Annotated in this window: 25 protein-coding genes; 11 read left to right on the top strand and 14 right to left on the bottom strand. The window is 62.8% G+C overall.

All coding sequences use genetic code 11. From position 1 onward, the window contains the following. Window positions 1-88: 88 nt before the first annotated feature. From LOM8899_RS00710 to cobU, 3 genes are all read right to left on the bottom strand, one after another. Window positions 89-772, bottom strand: a complete 684-nt coding sequence (locus tag LOM8899_RS00710; protein WP_093990249.1) for a glutathione S-transferase — start codon at window positions 770-772, stop codon at window positions 89-91. Between the two features lie 92 nt (window positions 773-864). Further along, the gene (locus tag LOM8899_RS00705) at window positions 865-1434 is read right to left on the bottom strand and encodes a histidine phosphatase family protein (protein ID WP_093990248.1); all 570 of its coding nucleotides are present in this window, start codon (window positions 1432-1434) and stop codon (window positions 865-867) included. After that, window positions 1431-1952 (bottom strand): bifunctional adenosylcobinamide kinase/adenosylcobinamide-phosphate guanylyltransferase, encoded by a 522-nt coding sequence (gene cobU / locus LOM8899_RS00700; RefSeq protein ID WP_093991338.1) that lies wholly within the window; start codon window positions 1950-1952, stop codon window positions 1431-1433. Before cobU ends, LOM8899_RS00705 begins: the two co-directional genes overlap by 4 nt. A gap of 107 nt (window positions 1953-2059) precedes the next feature. On the opposite strand from cobU, the gene LOM8899_RS00695 reads away from it, so the two are divergent. The 4 genes from LOM8899_RS00695 to LOM8899_RS00680 all read left to right on the top strand — a co-directional run bounded on the left by LOM8899_RS00695 (window position 2060) and on the right by LOM8899_RS00680 (window position 5728). Then, window positions 2060-2938, top strand: coding sequence for an RNA polymerase factor sigma-32 (locus LOM8899_RS00695; RefSeq protein WP_093990247.1), 879 nt, complete (start codon window positions 2060-2062; stop codon window positions 2936-2938). A gap of 77 nt (window positions 2939-3015) precedes the next feature. Then, on the top strand, window positions 3016-4209 hold the full coding sequence (gene coaBC, locus LOM8899_RS00690; protein WP_093990246.1) for a bifunctional phosphopantothenoylcysteine decarboxylase/phosphopantothenate--cysteine ligase CoaBC: 1194 nt from the start codon (window positions 3016-3018) through the stop codon (window positions 4207-4209). After that, window positions 4206-4685, top strand: a complete 480-nt coding sequence (dut, locus tag LOM8899_RS00685; RefSeq protein WP_093990245.1) for a dUTP diphosphatase — start codon at window positions 4206-4208, stop codon at window positions 4683-4685. Before coaBC ends, dut begins: the two co-directional genes overlap by 4 nt. Next, window positions 4682-5728 (top strand): HesA/MoeB/ThiF family protein, encoded by a 1047-nt coding sequence (locus tag LOM8899_RS00680; RefSeq protein WP_093990244.1) that lies wholly within the window; start codon window positions 4682-4684, stop codon window positions 5726-5728. The genes dut and LOM8899_RS00680 overlap by 4 nt, the downstream gene beginning before the upstream one ends. On the opposite strand, the gene LOM8899_RS00675 is transcribed toward LOM8899_RS00680, so the two are convergent. Further along, a complete protein-coding gene (locus LOM8899_RS00675; RefSeq protein WP_245820394.1) occupies window positions 5725-6456 on the bottom strand; it encodes a DODA-type extradiol aromatic ring-opening family dioxygenase in 732 nt (243 codons plus the stop codon). The two genes, LOM8899_RS00680 and LOM8899_RS00675, sit on opposite strands and share 4 nt — an antisense overlap. 253 nt (window positions 6457-6709) lie before the next feature. On the opposite strand from LOM8899_RS00675, the gene LOM8899_RS00670 reads away from it, so the two are divergent. The 3 genes from LOM8899_RS00670 to LOM8899_RS00660 all read left to right on the top strand — a co-directional run bounded on the left by LOM8899_RS00670 (window position 6710) and on the right by LOM8899_RS00660 (window position 10491). After that, window positions 6710-7510 carry a transporter substrate-binding domain-containing protein gene (locus tag LOM8899_RS00670; protein ID WP_093990242.1) on the top strand — a complete coding sequence of 267 codons (801 nt, stop codon included), beginning with the start codon at window positions 6710-6712 and terminating at the stop codon, window positions 7508-7510. Between the two features lie 27 nt (window positions 7511-7537). Continuing rightward, window positions 7538-8335, top strand: coding sequence for an amino acid ABC transporter permease (locus tag LOM8899_RS00665; protein WP_093990241.1), 798 nt, complete (start codon window positions 7538-7540; stop codon window positions 8333-8335). A gap of 128 nt (window positions 8336-8463) precedes the next feature. After that, window positions 8464-10491, top strand: coding sequence for a M3 family metallopeptidase (locus LOM8899_RS00660; RefSeq protein WP_093990240.1), 2028 nt, complete (start codon window positions 8464-8466; stop codon window positions 10489-10491). 71 nt (window positions 10492-10562) lie between these two features. Here LOM8899_RS00660 and LOM8899_RS00655 read toward each other — a convergent pair whose 3' ends face one another. Both LOM8899_RS00655 and LOM8899_RS00650 read right to left on the bottom strand, forming a co-directional pair. Then, entirely contained in the window at window positions 10563-11474 is a 912-nt protein-coding gene (locus tag LOM8899_RS00655; RefSeq protein WP_093990239.1) for a cation diffusion facilitator family transporter, read from the bottom strand. Between the two features lie 41 nt (window positions 11475-11515). Then, window positions 11516-12151 carry an SH3 domain-containing protein gene (locus tag LOM8899_RS00650; RefSeq protein WP_370739274.1) on the bottom strand — a complete coding sequence of 212 codons (636 nt, stop codon included), beginning with the start codon at window positions 12149-12151 and terminating at the stop codon, window positions 11516-11518. Window positions 12152-12292: 141 nt separating this feature from the next. Between LOM8899_RS00650 and LOM8899_RS00645 the strand changes: the two genes are divergently transcribed. Together LOM8899_RS00645 and LOM8899_RS00640 are read left to right on the top strand one after the other, a co-directional pair. After that, a complete protein-coding gene (locus LOM8899_RS00645; RefSeq protein WP_093990237.1) occupies window positions 12293-13279 on the top strand; it encodes a 2-hydroxyacid dehydrogenase in 987 nt (328 codons plus the stop codon). 87 nt (window positions 13280-13366) lie between these two features. Beyond that, window positions 13367-14920 (top strand): AMP-binding protein, encoded by a 1554-nt coding sequence (locus LOM8899_RS00640; protein ID WP_093990236.1) that lies wholly within the window; start codon window positions 13367-13369, stop codon window positions 14918-14920. Here the strand turns inward: LOM8899_RS00640 and LOM8899_RS00635 are convergent. The 3 genes from LOM8899_RS00635 to panC form a co-directional block, all read right to left on the bottom strand. After that, window positions 14917-15564: a lipase family protein gene (locus LOM8899_RS00635; protein WP_093990235.1), complete on the bottom strand. Its 648-nt coding sequence runs from the start codon at window positions 15562-15564 to the stop codon at window positions 14917-14919. The two genes, LOM8899_RS00640 and LOM8899_RS00635, sit on opposite strands and share 4 nt — an antisense overlap. 71 nt (window positions 15565-15635) lie before the next feature. Next, entirely contained in the window at window positions 15636-16448 is an 813-nt protein-coding gene (gene panB, locus LOM8899_RS00630) for a 3-methyl-2-oxobutanoate hydroxymethyltransferase (RefSeq protein WP_093990234.1), read from the bottom strand. Between the two features lie 3 nt (window positions 16449-16451). Further along, a complete protein-coding gene (gene panC / locus LOM8899_RS00625; protein ID WP_093990233.1) occupies window positions 16452-17306 on the bottom strand; it encodes a pantoate--beta-alanine ligase in 855 nt (284 codons plus the stop codon). A 222-nt stretch (window positions 17307-17528) separates the two neighbouring features. On the opposite strand from panC, the gene LOM8899_RS00620 reads away from it, so the two are divergent. Next, a complete protein-coding gene (locus LOM8899_RS00620; RefSeq protein WP_093990232.1) occupies window positions 17529-20018 on the top strand; it encodes a GcvT family protein in 2490 nt (829 codons plus the stop codon). On the opposite strand, the gene LOM8899_RS00615 is transcribed toward LOM8899_RS00620, so the two are convergent. The 4 genes from LOM8899_RS00615 to LOM8899_RS00600 all read right to left on the bottom strand — a co-directional run bounded on the left by LOM8899_RS00615 (window position 20015) and on the right by LOM8899_RS00600 (window position 23249). Then, on the bottom strand, window positions 20015-20323 hold the full coding sequence (locus LOM8899_RS00615; RefSeq protein WP_093990231.1) for a hypothetical protein: 309 nt from the start codon (window positions 20321-20323) through the stop codon (window positions 20015-20017). The two genes, LOM8899_RS00620 and LOM8899_RS00615, sit on opposite strands and share 4 nt — an antisense overlap. 44 nt (window positions 20324-20367) lie before the next feature. After that, window positions 20368-21162, bottom strand: coding sequence for a glycoside hydrolase family 25 protein (locus LOM8899_RS00610; RefSeq protein WP_093990230.1), 795 nt, complete (start codon window positions 21160-21162; stop codon window positions 20368-20370). Between the two features lie 81 nt (window positions 21163-21243). Next, a complete protein-coding gene (locus LOM8899_RS00605; RefSeq protein WP_093990229.1) occupies window positions 21244-22320 on the bottom strand; it encodes an NAD(P)/FAD-dependent oxidoreductase in 1077 nt (358 codons plus the stop codon). After that, window positions 22317-23249, bottom strand: coding sequence for an aldo/keto reductase (locus LOM8899_RS00600; protein WP_093990228.1), 933 nt, complete (start codon window positions 23247-23249; stop codon window positions 22317-22319). The genes LOM8899_RS00605 and LOM8899_RS00600 overlap by 4 nt, the downstream gene beginning before the upstream one ends. 138 nt (window positions 23250-23387) lie before the next feature. Between LOM8899_RS00600 and LOM8899_RS00595 the strand changes: the two genes are divergently transcribed. Then, entirely contained in the window at window positions 23388-23708 is a 321-nt protein-coding gene (locus tag LOM8899_RS00595; RefSeq protein WP_093990227.1) for a bactofilin family protein, read from the top strand. 83 nt (window positions 23709-23791) lie between these two features. Here the strand turns inward: LOM8899_RS00595 and LOM8899_RS00590 are convergent, their stop codons facing one another. Next, the gene (locus LOM8899_RS00590) at window positions 23792-24412 is read right to left on the bottom strand and encodes a hypothetical protein (RefSeq protein ID WP_093990226.1); all 621 of its coding nucleotides are present in this window, start codon (window positions 24410-24412) and stop codon (window positions 23792-23794) included. Between the last annotated feature and the right edge of the window lie 142 nt (window positions 24413-24554).

Raw genomic sequence — 24554 nt, 5'->3', positions numbered from 1 at the left:
GAAAACCAATGGTTAATGGATGCCAAGGGATTGGTTGAGGAATAGTTAACGCAACTGGCAATGCGTTAACTTTTGTGAGGGCCGGGGCTTACGGGAATGGCCAATCCACCTCGGTCGCGTTCTGCCGATAGGGCATCGGGTCATAGGATTGAGAAAGCCCTTCTGCCCGCCACGCCCGAAATGCGGGATCGGACAGGGTCGTTTCGACATAGGCCTTTGCGACATCTCCGGTCGGCAAATCGTAAGTTGCAAGGCGCGTGACTGCGGGCGCGTAGAAGACGTCCGCCAGCGAATAGGTGCCGAAGAGCCAAGGACCATCTACACCGTGGCTTTGCCGGGCTAGGGTCCAAAGCGTCTCCAGCCTAGCGACGTCCGCCATAACGGCTTCCGAGGCCTGAAAGCCAGACCACCCATGGGCCAGCATCATCGGACAGTCGCCACGCAATGCACCAAAGCCGCTGTGCATCTCAGCCGCCATGGAACGTGCCAGAGCACGGGCGGCAGGATCGCTCGGCCAGAGGCCGGCTTCGGGATGCCGCTCGGCCAATGTTTCGGCCATCGCCAGACTGTCGGTAACGACATACCCTTCGGCGGTCCTGAGAACCGGGACCGTTCGGGCGGGGGCCAATTCGGCGAGGTCCGACGCAAGTGTCCCAGAGTAGAGGCCCACCAGATGTGTTCTGTACGGCAGGCCGAACTTCTCCAGCATGAGCCATCCGCGCAGGGACCAACTCGAAAAGGTGCGGTCGCCAATGTAGAGATCGTAAGTCATGGAGTGCTAATTATCCGGCATTTTCTAGGTCATGGGCAGTGGCTTGCACTGTGACCGACGTAAATGGAAACGAATTATCGTGAGGCGGGGCATCACGGAACGTGATTGATCGCTCGTGCCGTCCATCCGCCGGCTCCTGCCTCAATTCGCGTCACGGACAGATTGTCGATCGAGTAGCCGAAGACCTCCGTCGTGCTCACCCCCAGCGCCCGCTGGAGCTGCCTCAGAATCACGCCGAAATGGCACACGACGATGAGATCGGGATGACCTCGGGCCAAAAGGCTGTCGACCGCAGCATCCGTGCGCGACGCCATGGCATTCCAGCTTTCGCCGCCGGGGGGGGCAATAGAGCCGGGCGTCTCCCAATACTTGCGGATCAGGTCGGGGGTCTCGGCTTCGACGTCTGCAAAGGTCCGCATTTCCCATTGGCCAAAGTGGATTTCCCGCAGGCCCGGGTCATGAGGCAGGCGCAGTTTGCGCGACAGAACATCCGCCGTTGCCACCGCTCGGCTCAAGTCAGACGACACCACAGGCGCATCGGGCAGATAGTCCCGCAACCGTGCGATGGTTGCGGTATCGCTCAGATCGGCCGCAAGGTCGGTCCAGCCGACCATCGCCTTGGCATGGGTCGGCCCGTGACGGACCAGCCAGAGGCGGGTCATTTCGGTGCCTTCAGCGTCAGTGGCAGGCCGGCCATCACGGCGACGACGTGGTCGGCCCGCGCCGCGAGGGCCTGATTGAGCCGGCCCTGTGCGTTGCGAAATCTGCGTGACAAGGCGTTGTCCGGCACGATTCCTGAGCCGACTTCGTTTGACACAATGACGACTGGGGCGGGGCAGGTCTCTATCGCAGCCAAGAGATGCTCCTGAGCGGCGTCCAGATCGGCATCGGCAAGGATCAGATTGGTCAGCCACAACGTTGCGCAGTCGATCAAAACGGCTTCATCCGACGACGCACCGGCCAAAGCGGCAGATAAATCTGTCGGCTCTTCGATCGTGCGCCATCCGGCGCCTCGCATGTCCTGATGGGCCGCGATCTTGGCGATCATTTCGGCGTCAAACGCTTGTGCTGTCGCGATATAAACCGGTTGGCGCCCTGATCCGGTGATTTGGCCTTCGGCAAAGGCAGACTTGCCGGAAGCAGCGCCTCCTAGCACCAAAGTCAGGTCTGACAACGACATTTCATGAAACTTTCTTTGATCCGGATTCATTGAGTACCCGTAAACAACCCAAAACAAGACCTGAAGACATAGAATAACAGCCGCAAAATCAACAGGGGGTTGACGACATGGCACTCGACGGTTTCTCGGATCAGACGTTCTCTCGCAAGGCGATGAAGGCAGAAATGCTCGATGCCGAGACTGAGCTGGCGCTTGCCTATGCGTGGCGAGACCATCGCGACGAACGGGCGCTGCACCGCCTCATCACCGCATACATGCGCTTGGCGATCTCCATGGCCTCGAAATTCCGGCGCTATGGCGCGCCGATGAACGACCTCATCCAGGAGGCATCGCTCGGTCTGATGAAAGCGGCCGACAAGTTCGACCCCGACCGTGGCGTGCGCTTCTCGACCTATGCGGTCTGGTGGATCAAAGCCAGCATCCAGGATTACGTGATGCGCAATTGGTCGATGGTGCGGACAGGATCGACCTCGTCTCAGAAATCGCTCTTCTTCAACATGCGCCGGGTGCAATCTCGTCTGGAGCGTGAGGCCGCCGCCGAAGGGCGAACCCTCGAAGGTCATGAGATGCGCCGCCTGATATCCGAAGAGGTGGGCGTCCCGCTGCATGACGTGGAGATGATGGAAGGCCGCCTTTCGGGTTCCGACTTCTCTCTAAATGCGACCCAGTCCTCGGAAGACGAGGGGCGCGAGTGGATCGAGGCGCTCGAAGACGACAGCGAGCAGGCAGCGGAGCGCGTCGAGAATTCCCACGACACCGAGACCCTGCGCCAGTGGCTCCTGACCGCACTCAACGGGTTGAACGACAGAGAACGCTTCATCGTCAAGGAGCGCAAATTGCGTGACGACCCTCGCACGTTGGAAAGCCTCGGCACCGAACTCGGCCTGTCGAAAGAGCGGGTGCGTCAGTTGGAGGCCGCTGCCTTCGGCAAGATGCGCAAGAGCCTCGAAGGGCAGAGCCAAGAGGTCGCCGGCTTCCTCGCCTGATCGCTGTCCGTCCTGAACGCCAGTTGTGCCGTCGCCTGCTGCACCCTAGAACGGGGCAGGGCATTGAGGGATGAAAGATGCTGGCGAGCAAGAAGATACTGTTGATCGTGGGCGGCGGCATCGCCGCCTACAAGGCGCTGGACCTCGTGCGACAACTGCGCAAGGCCGGCGCCAGCGTGACCCCTGTTCTGACAAAGGGCGGCTCCGAATTCGTCACGCCGCTGAGCCTGTCAGCCTTGGCCGGTCAGAAAATCTATCGTGATCTTTTCGATCTGACCGACGAGGCGGAGATGGGCCATATCGAGTTGTCCCGGTCTGCCGACCTGATCGTGGTGGCCCCAGCCACCGCAGACCTCATGGCAAAGATGGCGAATGGTCAGGCCGATGACCTCGCCTCGACGTTGCTCCTTGCAACGGACAAGCGTGTCCTCATCGCGCCGTCGATGAACGTGCGCATGTGGGACCATCCCGCCACGCAACGCAATCTCGCGACCCTGCGAAACGACGGCATCCTGACCGTTGGTCCGAACGAGGGCGACATGGCATGCGGCGAGTACGGGCCCGGTCGGCTCGCCGAACCGGACGAGATCGTCCAAGCCGTGGCAGCGGCTGTGGCGGATGGCCCTTTGAAGGGCAAACATATCCTGGTCACCTCCGGCCCCACCCACGAGCCCATCGACCCGGTGAGGTATATCGCCAACCGGTCCTCCGGCGCACAGGGAACGGCAATTGCGCGCGCACTATCGGCGCTCGGTGCGCAGGTCACGTTCGTGACCGGCCCGGCGAGCGTGCCGCCGCCGGACGGGGTGCGCGTGGTCAAGGTGGAATCTGCGGCCGAGATGCTAGCCGCTGTCCGGGAGGCATTGCCCGCAGACGCCGGAGTGTTCGCGGCGGCCGTCGCGGACTGGCGCGTGACCGGAGCCTCCGATCAAAAGATCAAGAAAGGCACAGACGGGCTGCCTGCCTTGGAACTGGCGGAAAACCCCGACATTCTGGCTCAGGTCTCGCAGCTGAGCGACGCTCGACCGGGTCTCGTGGTCGGCTTCGCCGCGGAAACGCAGGATGTCATTGCCCATGCCAGCGCCAAGAGGCTGCGCAAAGGATGCGACTGGATCGTCGCCAACGACGTGTCACCGGCGACGGGAATCATGGGCGGGACCGAGAACGCGGTCACCCTGATTTCGGATGCCGGGGCCGAGGAATGGCCGCGAATGAGCAAGGACGAAGTCGCCCGGAAACTGGCTGTTCGGATCGCAGAGGCGCTGCAATGACGACCGCCAAACCGATCGGTGTGCAAATCACTTGGCTGGACGGCGCCGATCAAACCTTGCCCTTGCCGGAATACAAGACACCGGGGGCGGCCGGGGCGGACATCTGTGCCAACTTTCCGCCCGAGGCACGGGACGGGATCGAGATTGCACCCGGAGCACGTGCACTCATTCCCACCGGTTTGGCCGTGGCCGTGCCCGAGGGTTTCGAGATGCAGCTTCGCCCCCGCTCCGGACTTGCGCTGAAACACGGGATCACATTGCCCAACAGCCCCGGAACCATCGATGCCGATTATCGCGGGCCGTTGGGCGTGATCGTGATGAACGCGGGAGATGCGCCATTCCACATCGGCCACGGAGACAGGATTGCGCAGGCCGTCATTGCCCCGGTCGTTCAGGCAAGGTTTCAGGTGGTCGGCTCACTTGACGAGACTGATCGCGGGCAAGGGGGGTTTGGTTCGACGGGTGTCGGCCAGTGATGATGGTCGGCGTCATGGCGGCCGCGCTCTGGGGGATCGGGGCGCTCATGGGCGCGCCGACCCGTGCGCGCTGGACGATGATCGGGCTGTTGTTCGTGGCGGTGATCTTCGTGCAGCTCGCATTGCCGCAAGGCCACCCGTTGCGCACGGCGACAGGCGGCGATGCGCGGTTCTGGGCGCTACTGCTCGGGCTTGCCGCCTTGGTGTGGATCTACCGGCGGGGGCTGCTCTGGCTCAGGGCGAGGGCCAGGCCGGAGACAGCAGAGACTGTGCGGGTCGCCGGCAGCTTCAGCGACGGTGAGCTCAGCCGCTACGCCCGCCAGATCACCCTGCGCGAAATCGGCGGACCGGGGCAAAAGGCTCTGCGCGACGCGAAAGTGCTCGTCGTCGGGGCCGGGGGGCTGGGGTCGCCCGCGCTCCAGTATCTCGGCGCAACGGGCGTTGGCACCATCGGGGTGATCGACGATGACGTCGTCGAGGCTGCCAATCTCGCACGGCAGGTGATCCACACAGACGCGCGCATCGGGATGCCCAAGGTGTTTTCAGCCAATGAGGCGCTGACCGCTCAAAACCCGTTCGTCACCGTTCGGCCCTATCACCGAAGGCTGACAGCCGAGGTCGCCGCTGAGCTGTTGGGCGACTATGATCTGGTGCTGGACGGAACCGACAACTTCGAAACCCGCTATCTGGTCAACCAAACATGTGTGCGCTTGGGCAAACCGCTGATCGCGGCCGCGCTCACTCAGTGGGAGGGGCAAATCTCGGTCTACGACCCTGCGCAAGGGGCGCCTTGCTATGCCTGCGTTTTTCCGCAAAGCCCCGATCCATCGCTGGTCCCCTCCTGTGCAGAGGCCGGCGTGCTGGGGCCACTACCGGGGGTCGTGGGGGCCATGATGGCGGTCGAGGCGGTCAAGATCATCACGGGAGCGGGCGAAACGCTGCGTGGCAGGCTCCTGATCTATGACGCGCTTTATGGCGAGAACAGGGTGATCGGGGCGAAGCGACGCCCCGATTGCGCGGTTTGCGGAGCCGGGGCCGACTAGTCGAACCGATAGCTCGATGCGGTGATCGCACCAAAGACGGCGGGATCGTGATAGACCCGAGTGGCCTTGGCGTCTTCGGCCGCGCCGAGAGCGGCAAAGATCGGAACGAGGTGGTCTTCCTGTGCGTGGCAGGTCCGGGCGTGTGGAGCCGATTCCCAGTCGATCAACGCGGCCGTGCGCTCCTTCGGCGGCAGGGCGAGAGTCTTGTCGAGCCAGGCGTCGAACGCGGCCGAAGGGATCTTGCCCTCCTGGTTCATCAGACGCAGGTTGTGATACGACAGGCCAGACCCCACGATCAGCACGCCCTCTTCGCGCAGCGGCGCCAAGGCGCGGCCAAGGGCAAAGTGATCGGCGGGATCGTAGTCGTGGCGTATCGCCACCTGAAAGACCGGCACCTGCGCGTCGGGATACATCACGTAGGCGGGCACGAAGGTGCCGTGATCGAAACCTTGGTCCGGATCGAGATGGGTCTCCAGCCCCGCCGCACGGATCAGATCCGCCGCACGGGCCGCGATGTCGGGCGCACCCGGTGCGGGATAGACGATCTCGTAGGTTTCAGGCGGGAAGTTGCTGTAATCATAGACCATCGGCGGGCGTGGGCTGCTCATCACCGCGAAGTCGTCGTCTTCCCAATGACCAGAGATCATCAGGATGGCCTTTGGGGTTTCACCGACTTCCTCGGGCATACGGGCAAGGGACGCTTCGAGGGTGGACAGCATCTCACGCATTCTCGGTATCCACGGCCATGGGCCGCCACCGTGCGAAATGAAATAAGTTGGCATTCTGGACATGGTAAACCTCTCAAGGTCTTGTCTCGTTCACTGACTATACAATGGGGGCGGGCCGGTTCCGGTGCAATGGTGGTCTCTGTGCGCGAGCATGGGTGAGGCCCTGCACGGATGCGCGAATAATTGACGGCTCTTGCGTCCGGACACGGGGCGTTGTCATAGTCGGGCAAAACCAACTCTGGGAGAGATCTAGATGACACAGACAGTTCAGACCCTCGCCGCAACCCTCGCAGCGGTGACGGCCTTGGCCGGGCCCGTTCTGGCGGACGGGCATCTGCCCGATCTGGACGGGCGCGAAATCGTGGTCGTGACCGAGAACGCCTATCCGCCGCTGCAATTCGTCGATGGCGACGGCAATGCCGTCGGCTGGGAATACGACGCGATGGCCGAAATCGCCTCGCGGATCAACGCCACGGTCGTCTACGAGAACATCTCGTGGGACGCAATGATCCCTGCCGTCTCCGAAGGGCAATTCGATCTGGGGATGACCGGGATCACGATCCGTGAGGACCGGGCAGAAATCGTCGACTTCTCGGACAGCTACATGACCAGCCAAATGGTCATGATGGTGCGCGGCGACGAGGATCGGTTCACCGACGCGGCAAGCTTTGCCGCCGATCCCGATTTCCTGATGGCAGCCCAGCCCGGCACCACGCCCTTTTACGTCGGCGTCTACGAAGTGCTCGACGGTGACGAAGCCAATCCGCGCATCCAGTTGATGGAAACCTTCGGCGCGACGGTGCAGGCGCTGCGGGCAGGCGACGTCGACCTCGTGCTCACGGACGGAACCGCCGGGAACGGCTATGTGGCCGCGTCGGACGGGGCGCTCAAGCTGATCGGCGAACCGCTTGGCACCGAAGACTTCGGGTTCATCTTTCCGAAAGGCTCCGATCTCGTGGAACCAATCAACGCAGCCATCGCCTCGATGGCGGCCGACGGCACGCTCGAGGCGCTGAACACCAAGTGGTTCCTCGATTACACCTTCGGCGAATGATGTGAGCGCGACAGCCGCTCTCAGCCGATGATCCCGACATCACCGAACGACAAGGATTTCCCCTGGTGGCTGCTCATCATTGCAGCCACCGGGGGATGGCTGTTTTGGAACGTGTGGTCCGACGAGACCTACTCCGCCGTGCTAGACACCCTGTCGAAGGGGATCGTCATCACGATCATGGTCACCCTGATCGCATATGCGGCAGCCTGTGCGCTGGGCCTGCTACTGGCCCTGGGGGCCTTGTCGCGGTCGATCTGGTTGCGTCAAATTTCGAGGCTCTACGTCGAAGTGATGCGGGGCGTGCCCATCATCGTGCTGCTGCTCTACGTCGCCTTCGTGGTGGCACCCGCGATCGTGACGTTCTGGAACTGGGCGACCGAACCGCTCGGGTTCGAGCCGATGCGCGGCCGCGATTTCCCGCTCCTGTGGCGGGCGGTCATCGCGCTGACCCTGGCCTATGCGTCGTTTCTGGCCGAAGTTTTTCGGGCCGGACTGCAATCGGTGGACAAAGGACAGATCGAAGCTGCCGAGGCGCTGGGCCTGAACCGTCTGCAACGGTTCCGGCATATCGTCTTTCCGCAGGCATTTCGGACGATTCTGCCGCCGCTCGGCAATGATTTCGTGGCGATGGTCAAGGATTCCAGCCTCGTCAGCGTGCTCGGCGTGACGGACATCACCCAACTGGGCAAAGTAACCGCGGCGGGCAATTTCCGGTATTTCGAAACCTACAACGTGGTCGCCCTGATTTATCTGACCATGACGATCACGCTTTCGCTGGCTTTGCGCCGAGTGGAAAAGCAGCTTCGGGGTCGAGACGTGCGGTGACCGCACGCCTCTTCGGCTGGCGCCGCGACGGCGGGGATGTTTCGACTGAGTTTACTTGCCAAGATGAAGGGGCAGGTGCTGGCAAAGGTCCACAACTCACCATAGGTTGAGCCGAAAGGAGATTGCCTATGGCCAACGCACTGCTCGAAGACTGGGACACACCATACGGATTGCCGCCATTTGACGCCATCAGCGACGAGGATTTCGCTCCGGCTGTCGAAGCCGCGCTGGCACAATCGCGTGCCGCGGTGCAGGCGATCGCGGAGAACCCCGAGCCGCCCAGTTTTGCCAATACGATTGAGGCTTTGGAAACGGCCGACACCTTGTTGGGCAAGGTGCTGAGCGCGTTCTGGGCCTTGGCCGGCGCCGACAGTAATCCGGCCAGACAGGGCCTGCAGCGCGATTTCGCGCCCTTGTTGTCCGCCTACAGCTCCGAGGTCAGCTCCAACGCCGCGCTGTTCGCCCGCATCGAGGCGTTGTGGGAAAAGCGCGAGGCGCTCGGTCTGACGCCCGAACAAGACAGGGTGCTGATGCTGACACGTCGCGGCTTCGTGCGGGCCGGCGCGCAGTTGCAGGGCGCGAAGGCAGACCGGCTGAAGGAAGTGAAGTCCCGGTTGGCCGTTCTGGGCACCCAATTCACGCAAAACCTGCTCGCCGACGAGGCAAACTGGTTCATGCCACTGTCCGAGGCCGATTTGGAGGGCCTGCCCGATTTCGTGCGCGCCAGTGCACGTGCGGCGGGGCAAGAGAAAGAGGCAAACGGCCCAGTGGTGACATTGTCGCGCTCGCTGATCGTGCCGTTTCTGCAATTCTCGCCACGCCGCGACCTTCGCAAGAAAGCCTATGAGGCATGGGTCGCGCGTGGCGAAAACGGCGGCGAAACGGACAACCGCGCCATCGCTGCCGAGACCCTGGCGTTGCGGGCTGAACGAGCGCAGTTGTTGGGCTACGACTCCTTCGCCGCCTTCAAGCTGGAAACCGAAATGGCCGGAACCCCCGCCGCCGTGAGGGAGTTGCTGATGAAGGTCTGGACACCTGCCCGGGCGGCCGCTGAGGCCGACGCGGCGGTGCTGGAGACGATGCTCTATGCCGATGGTGAGTCTGGTCCCTTGGAACCTTGGGATTGGCGTTATTACTCGGAAAAGCGCCGGCAGATAGAGCATGATCTCGACGAGGCCGCGCTGAAACCCTATCTGCAATTGGAGCGGATGATCGAGGCCGAGTTTGCCTGCGCGAACCGGCTCTTCGGGCTCGAGTTCAAAGAGGTCGACGGGCCGCGCTATCACCCCGACGTCCGCTTGTGGGACGTGACCCGCGACGGCGAACACGTGGCCCTGTTCATCGGCGATTTCTTTGCCCGCGGGTCAAAGCGGTCTGGGGCATGGTGCTCGGCCATGCGTAGCCAGCAGCGGCTGCAGGGGGATATCCGTCCGCATGTGATCAACGTCTGCAATTTCGCCAAGCCCGAGCCCGGCTCGCCGGCGCTCTTGTCCTATGACGATGCGCGGACGTTGTTCCACGAATTCGGACATGCGCTGCACCAGATGCTGTCCGACGTGACCTATGAGAGCATCAGCGGTACAAGCGTCGCCCGCGATTTCGTGGAGCTGCCGAGCCAACTCTACGAACACTGGCTGGAAGTGCCCGAGGTGCTTTCCGAATTCGCCACACATGCCGAAACGGGCGAACCGATGCCCGCCGACATGTTGGAGCGGATGCTGGCCGCGGGTACCTATGACATGGGCTTTCAAACGGTCGAATACGTGGCATCGGCCATGGTCGATCTGGAATTCCATGACGGCCCGGCCCCCGCCGATCCTATGCAAAAACAGGCAGAGATCCTCGCCGAAATGGGGATGCCGCATGCAATCCGGATGCGGCACGCCACACCGCATTTCGCGCATGTATTTGCCGGCGACGGCTATTCGAGCGGATACTACAGCTACATGTGGTCGGAGGTCATGGACGCCGATGCCTTCGCGGCCTTCGAAGAAGCGGGCGATCCCTTCGATCCGGCCCTGGCAAAACGGCTGGAAAAGACGGTGCTGTCGTCGGGTGGATCGATCGACGCGGCCGAGCTTTACACCGCGTTCCGCCGGCGGATGCCCGGGGTCGAGGCGCTGCTGAAGGGCCGTGGGCTGGACGCTGCTGCGTAAGCTGAACGCGCGAATGCAGAGCGGGCGCGATCGGTGCAGATTGCGCTCGCGCAGGGGGGAATGACCACTCGCTAGTGGCGAGTGGGATCGTCCGGGTGCGGCTGCACGCCGGTCGGGTCCTTGTGGATCAGGACGTCGGCTCTCGGGTAGGCGCGGATGATGGCCCGACGCAGGGCCGCACCGATGGCGTGAGCTTCATCCAGCGTTTGCGCACCGTCCAGCTCGATATGCAGATTCACGAAGGTGCGGCTACCGGCCACGCGCGTCTTGAGGTCGTGAAAGCCCAAGACACCGGGGTGATTGCCGGCAATCTCCTTGATACCGTCGATCATGGCCGGGTCGGCTTGCCGGTCCATGAGAGCATCCCAGGCTCCGCGTCCGATACGCTGCGCGCCAAAGGCCATGACCGCTGCGGCAAACAGGGCGACGACGCTGTCGATCTGGGCCAATCCATAGCGGGCGGACGCCCAAAGCGCGATCAATGCACCAGCATTCGGAATGAGGTCACCGACATAATGCAGCGAATCCGCGGCAACGACGCGGTTTCCGGTCAGCCTTGCGACCCGGCGTTGCCACATCACAAGAGCCACGGTCACCACGATCGAAAAGACGATCACGACCATCCCCGCACTTTCCGACGCCAGAGCGACCGGCGTATCCGACAGCAGTCGACGGATCGCGGCGACGGCGATCACAATGGCCGAGAACAGGATGAAGAGGCTCTGTCCCAAGGCGGCCAGATCTTCGGCGGAGGTATGGCCAAAAGCGTGATCTTCGTCGGCGGGTTTGGCCGCATAGGCAATCGCCGCGAGGCCGCCAAGTGACATCAGCAGATCAAGTCCGCTGTCCGCGAGGGTGGCGGCAATCGACAACGAACCGGTCGCCGCGAGAGCCCATAGCTTGGCCAGCACCAGCACAAGGGCCACCGAAACGGACAACACGCCCGCCGAAAGGTTCAATCTGGTGTCTGTGTCTTGGGTCATGCCCGCGTGCTAACGGCAAGCGGGCGAAGCGGCAAGTCTGCTCAGTCGCGGATCTCGTCGGACGCGACGCCCCAGAGAGCACTCTTGAGAGCCCAGCCGCGATAGCCTCCGGCCGAGATTCGGCACCAGTCGGGATTGCATTCACCCAATCGGGCTATCACGCCGGCCTCCAATTGCGCGGCTTCGGGCGCGGTCTCCGAGGGGCGCACGCGGATCGGCAGCAGGTTGTCGTCCACGATCACGGTGCGCGTGCCGGAGAGCAGGGCATAGTGCACCCATCCGCCCAAACCTTCACGGTCCACGACCCGTCGCCAGTGGCCATATTCTGCGATCACCTGCAATGGCATGTCACGGCGCAGAAAGACCCAATCAATTCGATGTGACAGCGAGGGTCCGCGGCGCACATTGCCCTCATCGGTCTTGAGCGAGACAAAGCGGGGCAGGGGCAGGTTCGTCTCGGGGCCGACGGACGGATCGGGCTCTGCGCTGGCCTGTTCCGAAACGTCGGTCGGAGCGGGGGGCTCGATCGGTGTATTGGACACCTCTGTCAGGTCGGCATTGGTCGAGGGCTCGTCGAGGATGTCTTCGTCCGGCAATACAAGACTGACGGGCCGCGCTTCGGGCCGGATTTGCTGCGCCGGCACCGCTGTTGCCAAAGCCAAAAGGGCCAAAGTCACGACGGCCCGCATTCCTTTGCTTGGTATCACCTTGAAACTGCCCTTTATCTACCCCAAGCCCGCGCAGGTTCTTGTGCCTCGCGTCGCTTGCAGGCAACTTGCCAGTAACGCAGCGCGTTGGAAAGTCAGGGAGTGAACCGAATGCCAGGGAAACAGCTAAGTGTTGTCGTGACGCGACGGTTGCCAGAAGCGGTCGAAACGCGGATGACAGAGCTCTTCAACGTCACCTTGCGTGAGGGTGATAAACCGCTGACACGAACCGAACTGGCAGAGGCGATGCAAGGGGCCGACGTGCTCGTCCCGACGATCACCGATCCGATCGACGCCGCACTGCTCGCACAGGCCGGCGACAAGCTGAAGCTGATCGCCAATTTCGGTGCCGGTATCGACCATATCGATGTGGCAACGGCGCGGCAGCGGGGGATTCTTGTATCCAACACCCCCGGCGTCGTGACCGAAGACACCGCCGATATGACCATGGCACTGATCCTTTCTGTCAGCCGGCGTATCCCCGAAGGACTGGCGCTGATGCAGGCCGGCAACTGGGAAGGCTGGGCGCCGACCGCGATGCTCGGCGGGCGGATCGGCGGGCGGCGGCTCGGGATCCTCGGGATGGGGCGAATTGGTCAGGCCGTGGCGCGGCGGGCCAAAGCGTTCGGGATGCAGATCCACTACCACAACCGCAAACGGCTCCGTCCCGAGATCGAAGACGAGCTTGAAGCGACCTATTGGGAAAGCCTCGACCAGATGGTCGCTCGGATCGACGTGCTGTCTATCAACTGCCCGCACACGCCTTCGACCTTCCACCTGATGAACGCGCGGCGGCTCAAGCTGCTCAAACCGAGCGCCGTGATCGTGAACACCTCGCGGGGCGAAGTGATCGACGAGAATGCGCTGACCCGGATGCTGCGGGCAGGCGAAATAGCCGGGGCCGGGCTCGACGTCTATCAGCGTGGCGGTGAGATCAATCCGCGATTGCGGGAACTGCCCAACTGCGTGCTCCTGCCGCATATGGGATCGGCGACGCACGAATGCCGGATGGAGATGGGCGAAAAAGTCATCATCAATATCAAGACCTTCGACGACGGGCACCGTCCACCTGATCTGGTCGTGCCGGGGATGCTCTGACCCGTCTCAGGCGGCTCCGCGGATCAATATCCTTGCGCCAAGGCTGCTGAACGCTCACCCTTGCCAGACCCGAGGAGGAGCCAGACCATGACGATCTATTCCAGCAGCTATGCCCCGGTCGCGGTGCCTGACCTGTCGATTACGGATTTCGTGTTTCAGGGAACGCGAAAGCAGGCGGACACGGCGGTTCTGACCTGCGGTATGACCGGGCGAAGCCTCACCGGCGCGGCGTTCGAAGACAGTGTGCGCAGGCTTGCCGGTGGATTGACGGAACACGGGTTTGGCGCCGGTCATACCGTCGCGCTCATGGCGCCCAACATTCCGGAATTTGCCGTGGTGTTTCATGCCGTCGCCTTGGCCGGGGGGACGATCACCACAATCAACCCCACCTACACCGCCGACGAGGTTCGCCACCAGCTCAAGGATTCCGGGGCTGAATTGCTCATCACAATCCCCGATTTCCTGCCCGTTGCGCGGGCCGGGATCACCGGCACATCGGTGTCCGAAATCGCGGCCATCGGTGGTGCCGAAGGGGTGAAGGGGCTCGACGATCTCATGGGCGCTCCGCTGGACGCGCAGGCGGCTGTCGATCTGGATGCACATGTGGTGGTCTTGCCCTATTCCTCCGGGACGACCGGTCTGCCCAAAGGGGTGATGCTCAGCCACCGCAATCTGGTGGCCAATCTGGTGCAGGCAGCCGTGCTCATCCCGGTCGGGCAGGGCGAGACCTCGCTCGCGATGCTGCCCTATTTCCATATCTACGGAATGCAGGTCGTGATGAACCTCTATCTCGCGCGGTCCGCATCGGTGGTCACCATGGCGCGGTTCGATCTGGAGTCATTCCTGACCCTTGCCCAGAAATACAAGATGGAGCGCCTGTTCGTGGTGCCGCCGGTCATGATCGCGCTGGCGCGACATCCGCTTGTCGATACGGTTGATCTGTCATCCGTCAGGCTGATCATGTCGGCCGCGGCGCCGATGGGGGCGGACCTGTCAGAAGCGGTGCGGCAACGGCTTGGCTGCAACGTCATTCAGGGCTACGGCATGACCGAACTCAGCCCGGTCAGCCATGCCTGCCACCCGGGCGATAACAAGCCTGGGGCATCCGGCGTGCTCTTGCCGATGACAGAGGCGCGACTGGTCGAATCCGAGACGGGCCAGGACGCGGCCCCCGGTGAGCCGGGCGAGCTATGGGTGCGCGGTCCGCAAGTCATGTTGGGCTATCTCAACAACGACAAAGCCACGCGCAGCACGATCGATGCCGACGGCTGGTTGCATACCGGCGACATCGCGAAAATCGACGAGAAAGGATACACCTACATCGTCGACCGGTTGAAAGAACTCATCAAATTCAAAGGTTTTCAGGTCGCACCCGCCGAAATCGAGGCGCTCCTTGTCGCTCATCCCGGCGTGGCGGACGTGGCCGTGGTCGGACAGCCCCACGATGATGCGGGCGAAGTCCCGGTCGCCTTCATCGTGCCCGCCACCGAGGGAGGCGTCGATCTGCCGACGCTTCAAGACTACCTCAAAGAGCACGTCGCCAGCTACAAACAGGTTCAGCGGATCATCGAGATCGACGCGATACCAAAAAGCGCTTCGGGCAAGATCCTGCGGCGGCTATTGCGGGACCGGCTACGCTAGGGTCCGGGGGGCCACGCCGTGTGGAGGGAGCCTCCGGCGATCTCGTCGGCCAACATCGGAATATAGCGATCCATCGAATGCTGAAGCCCCGGCAAATTGCGGCGGGCCAATATCTCGACCGACCCGATCCGGCGATAGCCATTGATCTGCAACGGGAACCGGCCGACGGGGTCGTCGTTGTAGACGACATTCAGCACCCATCCTTCATGGCTCAACGCGGTGCCGCCAAATCGGGGGTTGGGGGAGGCAAAGCACATCGTCGGCACGCCGTAGTGGCAGCCGAGTATTTGTGCCGACGCCGCGCCCAGTGAATGGCCGATGATATACTTCGGCCGGCGACCGTTCAGGAAATCATGGACGGCGCGCGCATGAACGGCAAAACCGCGGTGCCACTTGGCATTGCCGATACAGGTGCCGACTTCGTTCCAGCCGACCTGCTGACCGGCCACCAGCATGGTATTGAGGTTGAAGCGAATCCAGTCGGTCCAATGATTTGTGCCGGGGATGATCAGCGTGTCGTCCGATAGAAGCCAGGCCTGAACACCGGCCCGGTCCAGCGCGGCCCTGATCGGAGGCAGGGCGCCGGCGCCAAGATAGCTGGCGCGGGCAAGGGCTGCCGCAGTCATGGTCTGCATCTGGCGCATCGGCTTGCTCCGTGTAAATGGGGCAAGCGTGAGGGTTGACGTAGCGTCCGTCCAGTCCGGGTTTCCAGACCTTAGCGGTAGACTTCGTCCTCCGTCGGGAAGGCGCGGGATTTGACGTCCTCGGCATAACGGCGCACCGAATCCTCGATAGCCGGTCCCAAGTCACCGTAAACCTTGACGAATTTCGGGGTCCACGGGTTCAGGCCGAGCATGTCTTCCAACACAAGTATCTGGCCGTCACACTCGACGCTGGCGCCAATTCCGATGGTGGGAATGCTGATCAGCTTGGTGATCTTGGCCGCCAGCGGCTCGACCATGCCTTCGAGGACGACGGCAAAGGCACCGGCCTCGTCGACTGCCTTTGCATCGTCGATATGGGCCTGCCATGTATCCTCGTCGCGGCCCTGCGTCTTGAAACCGCCCATCACATGGCTCGATTGCGGGGTCAGACCGGTGTGAGCCATGACGGGTATGCCACGCTCGACCAGAAAATGGATGGTCTCGGCCATACGGGCACCGCCCTCGAGCTTGACCGCGCCACAGCCGGTTTCCTTCATGATCTTGGCGGCGTTGCGAAACGCGATTTGCGGGCTCTCTTCATAAGTGCCGAACGGCATATCAACGACGATCAGCGCCTTTTTGGTGCCGCGAACCACGGCTTTTCCATGCATGATCATCAGGTCCAGCGGAACCCCGACCGTGCTGTCCATGCCATGCATCACCATGCCGAGGCTATCGCCGACCAAGATGAAGTCAGCATAGCGATCCACGATGCCGGCGGTATGCGCATGATAGGAGGTGAGGGAGACGATCGGCTCCCCGCCTTTTCGTTTTGCGATCTGCGGCACCGTGTTGCGGCGGATATTCTCGGTCTGAGTTGACATTTTTCAACCTTTCGGGGGAGTAAGCTCAATCTGGTCGATCAGCAGGACGTCGCCGAACTGAGCCGAGATCATGATGCCGATTGGCGCGGTCACCGCACCGGTGACCGGTGCGAAGGTGGCCGCATCGACGATGTCGAGGCCGGTCAACGTCGCGCGAGGCTCATCGCTGACGGTGTCGCGGATATGCCCCGCGATCCCTTCGACCGACGCGCCGCGAAACAGCAGGGTCTCGGCCTCCTTCAAGGCGCGAAACAGCACGGGGGCGGCCTCGCGGTCGTCGGCCGTGAGGCGAACGTTGCGCGACGACATCGCCAGCCCGTCAGCTTCGCGGACGGTGGCGACCCCGTGGATGCGCAGAGGCATATGCAGGTCCGTGACCATCCGACGGATAACTGCCAATTGCTGGTAGTCCTTCTCGCCGAAATAGGCGGCGTCGGGGCCAATGATGTTGAACAGCTTTGTCACCACGGTGGCCACACCGCGGAAATGGCCGGGGCGGACGAGCCCGTGATAGCTGTTGGCGAGCTCGGTGGTTTCGACGATCGTCTGGTCGCCGGGCGGATAGATCTCGGACGCTTCCGGCATCAGCACAACGTCGACACCCGCCTCCTCGAGCATCTCGAGATCGCGAGCCTCCGTCCGCGGGTATTTGGCAAGGTCTTCCTGATTGCCGAACTGCGTCGGATTCACGAAAATCGTCGCGACGACCCGGTCATGGACGCCGCGCGCCTCGGCGACCAGCTGCATATGCCCGGCATGAAGCGCACCCATGGTGGTCACGAGGCCGATGCTGTCACCAGCGGCGCGAAAGCCGGCCATGGACGCACGAATGTCGCTGACGGTTCGGCAGATATGCATGAGCCCCCCTTGATCCGCCAAAGGCATAGCCGCAGACGAAGAGGCACGCAACTCTGAGCGCGGAGCGAGCGACAGAACGACCCTCCGGGGGGAGTTTTTGCGCCAAGATGAAGTTCACCGTGGCGCCAAGGTCGGAAACGGTGCGCGGTTGGTCGGATGGGATTGGCGCAATCCATGAGATTGCGACAGATTGCAGCCAGGCTACCTTAGGAGAATCGTCCCATGCAAACCCATGTCAAAGCGCTTGTTGTCGGGGGCGGCGCTGTCGGGACGTCGATTGCGTATCATCTGGCGAAGGCCGGTTGGTCGGATGTCGTGCTCTTGGAGCGTGACGAGTTGACGTCCGGCTCGACGTGGCATGCCGCCGGTCTCCTGCCGTTGTTCAATATGTCGTTCGCGACGACGCATATCCACAAATACTCGGTCGATTTCTATAAATCGCTGGAAGCGGAAACCGGCCTGAATGCCGGGTTTGCCGTCGTGGGCAACCTGCGCATGGCGCAGACCAAGGCCCGGATGGACGAGTATATGCTCTATGCGACCACGGCCGAGACCTGCGACGTGCCGTTTGAATGGATGACCCCGGCTCAGATCAAGGACCGCTGGCCCCTGGTGCGCACCGAGGATCTGGAGGGCGCGATCTTCCATCCGACGGACGGATACATCAACCCCGCCGATGTGACGATGGCGATGGCCAAGGGGGCCCGGCAACGCGGCGTGACGATCGAGCGCCGCTGGCAGGCCGATGCCTATGAGTGGCAGGGCGATCACTGGGCTGTGACGCTGACGAAAATGGTCGAGAAGGGCGGCAACCTCGTGCCTTCCGAGGAGCAGATCGTCGTCCATGCCGAGCATGTGGTCACCGCGACGGGTAATCATGCGCAGCGGACGGCCCGTCTACTTGGCATCAAGACCCCGGCGATCCCGGTGGAACATCAGTTCATCGTGACAGAGCCCGATCCGATGCTGGTCGACTGGCGCAAGACCAACGAGCAGCACCCGGTGCTCCGCGATGCCGATGCCAAATGGTATGTCCGTGAGGAACGCGGCGGCTGGATCCTCGGCCCCTATGAGCGTGGAGCACCTGCCCGCTTCGAATACGGGGTCCCCGACAGCTTCCGCGCCGATCTGTTCCCGCTCGATCTCGACCGGATCGAAGAGGAATACATGTCGATGATCCACCGGATCCCGTCGTCGGAGACCGTCGGCCTCAAAGACGACTTCAACGGCCCGATCTGCTACACGCCCGACGGCAATCCGCTGGTCGGGCCCGCGCCGGGCCTGCGCAATATGTGGCTGGCCGAAGGTTTCTCATTTGGGATTACGGCCGCGGGCGGCACCGGATATTACCTTGCCCAGATGATGGTCGAGGGCGAGGCCGAGATCGACATGGCCAGCCTCGATCCCAAGCGCTACGGCTCGTGGATGACGACCGAATACGCCGCTCGCAAGAACGAAGAGGCCTATGAGCATGTCTTCATCCTGCACCACCCGGACGAAGAACGGCCCGCCTGTCGTCCGCTGCGCACCTCTCCGGCCTATGATCGGCAGGCTGCGCGTGGAGCGCAATTTGGTCAGGTGAATGGCTGGGATCGCCCGAACTACTACGCTCCGGTTGGATTCAACGACCACGACAGCCGGTCATTCCGGCGCGGCGGCTGGTGGCAATATGCGGTGGAAGAGGCCAAAGCGATCCGCGAAGGGGTCGGGTTGATCGACGCGACCGCCTTTACCAAGCACCGGGTCAGCGGCCCGGGCGCGACCGCGTTCCTCGATTGGTTCACCACCAACAAGCTGCCCAAGATTGGCCGGATCAATCTGACCTATGCGTTGACCGCCGCAGGCACGACGCGGACGGAATACACCATCGTTCGGCTGGCCGAGGATGAGTATTACCTCGTCAGTGCAGGGGCGTGGACCGCTTATGACCAAGATTACCTGTTCAAGGCGATCGCGGACAAGGAGCCGGAATTCGGCCGGATCAACGTCGAGGACGTGACAACCAAGTGGGGCGTCTTTGCCATCGCCGGTCCGAAATCACGCGAGGTCCTGAAGTCGGTGATCAAGGACGCCGACCCGGAGACCGCGCTATCCAACAAGCGGTTTCCATGGCTGAGCGCACGGCAGATCGAACTGGGCATGTGCCCGGTCAATGCCATCCGCGTGGCCTATACCGGAGAGCTCGGCTGGGAGTTGCATCATCCGATGGAGATGCAGAACTATCTGTTCGATCTCTTGGAGAAGGCAGGCGAGCCGCACGGGATGAAGCTGGTCGGCGCGCGGGCGCAAAACTGGCTCCGGCAGGAGAAATCCTATCGCGCCTTTGGCACCGAACTCGGCCGTGATGCGACGCCGCTCGAAGCGGATTTGCCTCGATTTGTCGATCTCAGCAAGGATTTCCACGGCAAGGAGGCGATGCAGGCCATCGGCGTCCGCTCGACCTGCGTCACTCTGCTGATCGACGGTCCCGAGGGGGCCGACCCATGGGGGCGCGAGGCGCTCTATGCGGGCGACAGCCGGGTGGGGCGTCTGACGTCCGGCGGCTATTCCGTTGCGTTCGGGAAGAGCATCGGCATGGGCTATGTCCGCCCTGATCTGGCCGCAGTCGGGACCAAACTCAAAGTGCGCATGTTCAAGGAGCTGTGGGACGCGGAAGTCGTCGAAGACAGCCCCTACGATCCGGCAAACGCGAGAATCAGGATCGACGGCTAGCGCCTGAGCCGCCGCGACACCTTGCTGGCGCGGCGGCGCATACAGACGATCAGCGCCCCGATAGGGCCCTGCAGGAACGGCAGGTCGATCGCCAGCAACAACAGGCCCACCGGCAGCATCCAGAGATTCAACACGGGCAGGATGGCCAGCATCCCTCCGAAGATCAGCAAGATTGCCAATGGCAATCGAACAAACCGCCCGCGTCCGGTCCGGATCGAGCGGAGCGCGCCGCGAAATGCCGGGAACTGCCGCTCCAGAACGGTGAACTGCCGGTCAAATCTGGATGGTTTGGCTTGGCTTGTCATTATGACGCGGATTTATGCGGCTTCGCCTAAAGTTTCAACACGCGCTATTGTCGCCGCTGCGCAAGCCACGCGGCCCATGATGCCTCGGACCCGGCAAAGACGTTCAGATCGACGCGGCCCGCGATACCGGGAACCAGCCCCGTGCCGGAGTATTGCCAAAAGCTCCAGCGTGCCGGGCCATAGGTTTCCGACGGGTGACCCGCGGTGGAGCGCAGCCAGAATTCCTCGCCCTGCAAGTCGTTCAGATCGTTGTCTTTCCAGAAGTTTACGGTGGTATAGATCACCGGACGCTGGCCATAGTGGCGACCGAGGATATCGAGAAACGTCCGCATCTCGGCCCGCACCGTCGAGGGGGGCGGGCGACGGGTGCACGTCGGGGAATGAGCGTTCCACTCCACGTCGAGGATCGGCGGCAAATGCCCCGGTTCGCGTGGCACATTTGCAATGAACCAACGGGCCTGCACCTCCGCCGGAGTGCACCAGTAGAAGAAATGATAGGCCGCATGTGGGACGCCGGCGGCCGCTGCCGACTGACGGTGCCGCTCGAATGCCGGATCGAGGATATCGCCGCCTTCGGTTGCCTTGATAAAGGCAAAGTTGACGCCGTTGCGGCGGGCGGTCGGCCAATCGACCTGCGATTGCCACCGCGACAGGTCAATACCGTGAACCGGATAGGACTCTGGTCTGCGGCCGGTCCAGTCATATGGATCGGCGTCGCCGAAATTGGCGTCAAAGACGGTAACGGGCGCAACCTCGCGGGCCTGTGCAAGCTCTGAAGGCGGGGCCTGCCGCGAACAAGCGGCAAGGAGCAACACCGTGAAAAGGACGACAATGCGCATGGGAAACCGATCTGAATACGAGACGGCCACATTGCCAGCAGCCGGTCTGCCTGTCATCCCGACAAGGCCGTGATGGCGCGGCTACTGGCGGAAACGCGCCGGTGACAATCGGGCGACCATCTCGGCATCCAGTGTCGTCTGCTCACCTGCCACCAGCTCTGCGATCAACTGGCTCGCTGCCGGGGCGGTCTGGAACCCATAGCCGCCTTGTCCGGCGCTCCAGACAAAGCCCGGATCGTCGACCGAGCGGCCAAGTACCAACTGCCGGTCAGGGGAAAAGGTGCGAAGACCGGCCCATGAGGTCAGCAACCGGGTCACGGGTTCGGTCACATGCGCCTCGTATCGCGCAAGGCCCTCGGCCAGCACCATATCGTCCGCCCAGGCGTCCATCGGCTCGCTGGGGTCCTCTTCGGCGGGCGAAACGATCAAGGCCCCGGCGTCCGGCTTGGCGTACCAGTCTTCGCCGGGGCCAAAGAGCATTGGCCAGCGGGCGACGTCATGTCCGCCGGGGGCGGGGATGCGCGCCATCGAGCGTCGCAGCGGTGTCACGCCGAGCGGCGTGATCCCGGCCAGCCTCGCGATCTGATCGACCCATGCGCCCGCGGCATTGACCAAGGTCTTGGCCTCATAGCTCGCCTCTCCGCAGCGCACCTGCCACCCGTGCGGCCTGCGTTCGATCGCGGTGACCTCGGATTTAGGAACCACCGCGCCTCCGTTCGAGCGGATTTCGGCGGCGAAGTTCTGGATCAGACGGTCGGTATCGATATCCCAAGCCTCGGTATCCAGCGCAGCACGGGTCACGGCATCGTTCAGGATCGGGATATGCCCGCGGGCCTCGGCCACCGAGATCTCAGGCAGCTTCATGACGGCACAATCAGTGTCGAACGCCTCGTCGGTCTGCGCCGTTCCGATCAGCATCAGCCCGCGCTGGCTCAGGACGCCCCCATTGGCCGTTTGGTGATAGGCCTTGGACGCCATGTTCAGCGCGATGGTGCTAGGCTTGCCGTAATTTTCTTCGAACAGGGCCGCCGACCGGCCCGAGGCGTGATAGCCAAGCGCCGATTCCCGCTCCAGCAAGGTCACCTTGCCCAGATGAGACAGCCGCGCACCGGCCGAGACGCCGGCAATGCCGCCGCCAATGACCAGAAAGTCGATCATGCTTCTTCGATCCTGTCCGTTGCAGGTGGCGGGCTGGGGTAGAGTGCCGACAGCGCGGCATATTGCTCGGCAGTCAGCACCATATCCATGGCCGCCAATGACGGCTCCAGCTGCTCAACGGAACGGGCCGACAAGATTGGATGCGGCTTGCCGGGGTGGGCCGCCACCCAAGCCACGGCGAGGGTGGCGGGGTTTACGCCCCATTCAGCCGCCAAAGCCGTCAGGCCCTCCGCGGCGGCATGCATCTCGGGCACGCCATAGCGGGCCGCATAACGATCGTCGGTGCTCAGCCTGCCACTCCCGCCGGCTGCGTATTTGCCAGTCAGCAGACCACCGCCCAGCGGCGAATAGGGCACGACGGCAATGTCCTGATCCATCGCCATCGGCAACAGCTCGACCTCTGTCTGCCGTTTGACGAGGTTGTACATCGGCTGCACCGCGTCGATCCTCGTGCCAAGGGCCTTGCACGCCGCTTGCGCCTTCATCACCTGCCACGCCGCATAGTTCGAGACACCGATATGGCGGATCGCGCCGCTGGCCTGCAGTTCGGCCATGGTCTCGAACGTCTCCTCCACCGGCGTTTCCGGATCCCATCGGTGCAGATACAGCAAATCATAGCTGTCGAGGCCGGATTGGCGGCGGCAACGGTCCCACTGATCCAGGATATTTGCGCGCCCGGCGCCGCCCATATAGGCGACCTTGGTGGCCAGAAAGAGGTCGGCCCGGTCCGGCCCCGCAAACTGTCCAAGCAAGGTCTCGGAGGCGCCGTCGGTATAGCCGACGGCCGTGTCGAAATGGGTGATGCCCGCGGCGCGGCAGCGATCATACAAGGCGCGGGATGCGGCGGGCGTGGCGGTGCCTCCCCATTGCATCGTGCCAAAGGCATAATGTGAGGCGGGCGCACCGGAGGCGAGGGTCAGTCGGGTCATATGCGATTGGTGCCACGACGCGTCGTGCGGGGAAAGCCCGCAGACGACAGATCCTTGCCGAAGCCGCACAAAATTGGTCGCAGACGGCCACGACCTGTGTCATTGTAAGCCAAACGCGCACGAAAGGACGACACGTACATGTCAAAGTCTACCATCAGCGAAGAGCTGACGATCACCGGCGACATCACCGGCACCGGGACAATCGAGGTTCAGGGAACGGTCAAAGGCGATATCAAATCACAGTCGGTCGACATCCTGACCGGCGGTCGGGTCGAGGGCAACATCAGCTCCGACACAGCCCATGTGCGAGGGCACCTCAAAGGTTCGCTGACGGCCAAGTCGGTTGACCTCTACGCCCACGCCAACGTCGATGCCGACGTGACCGCAGGCGAAATGTCCTCTGAAAAGGGCGCGCGGGTGACTGGCAAGGTCGATATCGGCGGCGCGGCAAAAGCCTGACCGTTCACCATCGCTGCAAAGTAGAAAAACCCGCCTTTCCGGCGGGTTTTCCTTTTGGCAGCCAGGACGCGGCTGAGCCCCGGCTAGGACGGGATGCAGGGGAACATATAGACCGACATGGTCGCCCTGCGCTGAAACCTGAGCTGTTCAAGCGCCACGGGCTGCCCGTCTCGCAGGATCGCTCCTGCTTCGAACACGATGCGTGCCGCGTCGTCGACGCCGGTGCCGGCGGGAAACTGCAGGCTAAAGATTTGGCCAGTGCCGCTGCTCTTCACCCGCTGTTCCGAATCGGAGAACTCCGCCACCGGGTAGGATCGTCCGGCTTCCTCCAGCCGGATCAGCGCGGGGTTCACCGCGAAACCCTCGGATGGGACGTCGCCAGAGAGCTCCACCAAAGTGAGCGTCAAACCCGCCGAGGTGCTCGCATTCGCATCGGTCCGGTCGTCCGGGGCGAAAAACGATGCGATGACGCGGACAGTGCCGATATCGCGGTAGCCTTGGCTCGTGGTGCCGGAATCGTAACCACAGACGTTGAAATCCCCCGTGTCGGTCGCGATCAGATCCGCCGGGTTGGGTAAAAAGCGCGTTCCCTGTGGAATAGGGATGGGGACACAAGCCGAGAGAGCCAGGGCCCCGGCAATGGCAAGAGGCAAAGCTGGTCGGATCGCGGCCGAGGCCGCGCGGCGGAGAGCGTAAAATGTCATGGATTAATCCAATATGAGGTCACACGGGCCAGTTCAGCTCTGGACACATGTGGTTGCGAAAACCGATGAACGACTTGAAAATGCAAAGCGTATCAAAAGGCTAAGGCAGGGGCGGTCGCGTCGCAACGGGCCCGAAGTATGG

This window comes from Flavimaricola marinus, assembly GCF_900184895.1.
Lineage (GTDB): Bacteria > Pseudomonadota > Alphaproteobacteria > Rhodobacterales > Rhodobacteraceae > Flavimaricola > Flavimaricola marinus.
Note: the sequence above shows the minus strand (reverse complement) of the source record. Positions and strands in the feature narration are given on the sequence as shown.

Coding starts and splice junctions, on each gene's coding strand:
- LOM8899_RS00640 (WP_093990236.1), top strand. CDS start 13,367: ATGACGATCTATTCCAGCAGCTATGCCCCGGTCGCGGTGCCTGACCTG.
- LOM8899_RS00600 (WP_093990228.1), bottom strand. CDS start 23,249: ATGACCCGACTGACCCTCGCCTCCGGTGCGCCCGCCTCACATTATGCC.
- panB (WP_093990234.1), bottom strand. CDS start 16,448: ATGTCAACTCAGACCGAGAATATCCGCCGCAACACGGTGCCGCAGATC.
- LOM8899_RS00665 (WP_093990241.1), top strand. CDS start 7,538: ATGATCCCGACATCACCGAACGACAAGGATTTCCCCTGGTGGCTGCTC.
- LOM8899_RS00710 (WP_093990249.1), bottom strand. CDS start 772: ATGACTTACGATCTCTACATTGGCGACCGCACCTTTTCGAGTTGGTCC.
- LOM8899_RS00695 (WP_093990247.1), top strand. CDS start 2,060: ATGGCACTCGACGGTTTCTCGGATCAGACGTTCTCTCGCAAGGCGATG.
- panC (WP_093990233.1), bottom strand. CDS start 17,306: ATGCATATCTGCCGAACCGTCAGCGACATTCGTGCGTCCATGGCCGGC.
- cobU (WP_093991338.1), bottom strand. CDS start 1,952: ATGTCGTTGTCAGACCTGACTTTGGTGCTAGGAGGCGCTGCTTCCGGC.
- LOM8899_RS00675 (WP_245820394.1), bottom strand. CDS start 6,456: ATGCGTGAGATGCTGTCCACCCTCGAAGCGTCCCTTGCCCGTATGCCC.
- LOM8899_RS00645 (WP_093990237.1), top strand. CDS start 12,293: ATGCCAGGGAAACAGCTAAGTGTTGTCGTGACGCGACGGTTGCCAGAA.
- LOM8899_RS00590 (WP_093990226.1), bottom strand. CDS start 24,412: ATGACATTTTACGCTCTCCGCCGCGCGGCCTCGGCCGCGATCCGACCA.
- LOM8899_RS00635 (WP_093990235.1), bottom strand. CDS start 15,564: ATGCGCCAGATGCAGACCATGACTGCGGCAGCCCTTGCCCGCGCCAGC.
- LOM8899_RS00615 (WP_093990231.1), bottom strand. CDS start 20,323: ATGACAAGCCAAGCCAAACCATCCAGATTTGACCGGCAGTTCACCGTT.
- LOM8899_RS00595 (WP_093990227.1), top strand. CDS start 23,388: ATGTCAAAGTCTACCATCAGCGAAGAGCTGACGATCACCGGCGACATC.
- LOM8899_RS00670 (WP_093990242.1), top strand. CDS start 6,710: ATGACACAGACAGTTCAGACCCTCGCCGCAACCCTCGCAGCGGTGACG.
- LOM8899_RS00705 (WP_093990248.1), bottom strand. CDS start 1,434: ATGACCCGCCTCTGGCTGGTCCGTCACGGGCCGACCCATGCCAAGGCG.
- LOM8899_RS00610 (WP_093990230.1), bottom strand. CDS start 21,162: ATGCGCATTGTCGTCCTTTTCACGGTGTTGCTCCTTGCCGCTTGTTCG.
- LOM8899_RS00605 (WP_093990229.1), bottom strand. CDS start 22,320: ATGATCGACTTTCTGGTCATTGGCGGCGGCATTGCCGGCGTCTCGGCC.
- coaBC (WP_093990246.1), top strand. CDS start 3,016: ATGCTGGCGAGCAAGAAGATACTGTTGATCGTGGGCGGCGGCATCGCC.
- LOM8899_RS00660 (WP_093990240.1), top strand. CDS start 8,464: ATGGCCAACGCACTGCTCGAAGACTGGGACACACCATACGGATTGCCG.
- LOM8899_RS00620 (WP_093990232.1), top strand. CDS start 17,529: ATGCAAACCCATGTCAAAGCGCTTGTTGTCGGGGGCGGCGCTGTCGGG.
- dut (WP_093990245.1), top strand. CDS start 4,206: ATGACGACCGCCAAACCGATCGGTGTGCAAATCACTTGGCTGGACGGC.
- LOM8899_RS00655 (WP_093990239.1), bottom strand. CDS start 11,474: ATGACCCAAGACACAGACACCAGATTGAACCTTTCGGCGGGCGTGTTG.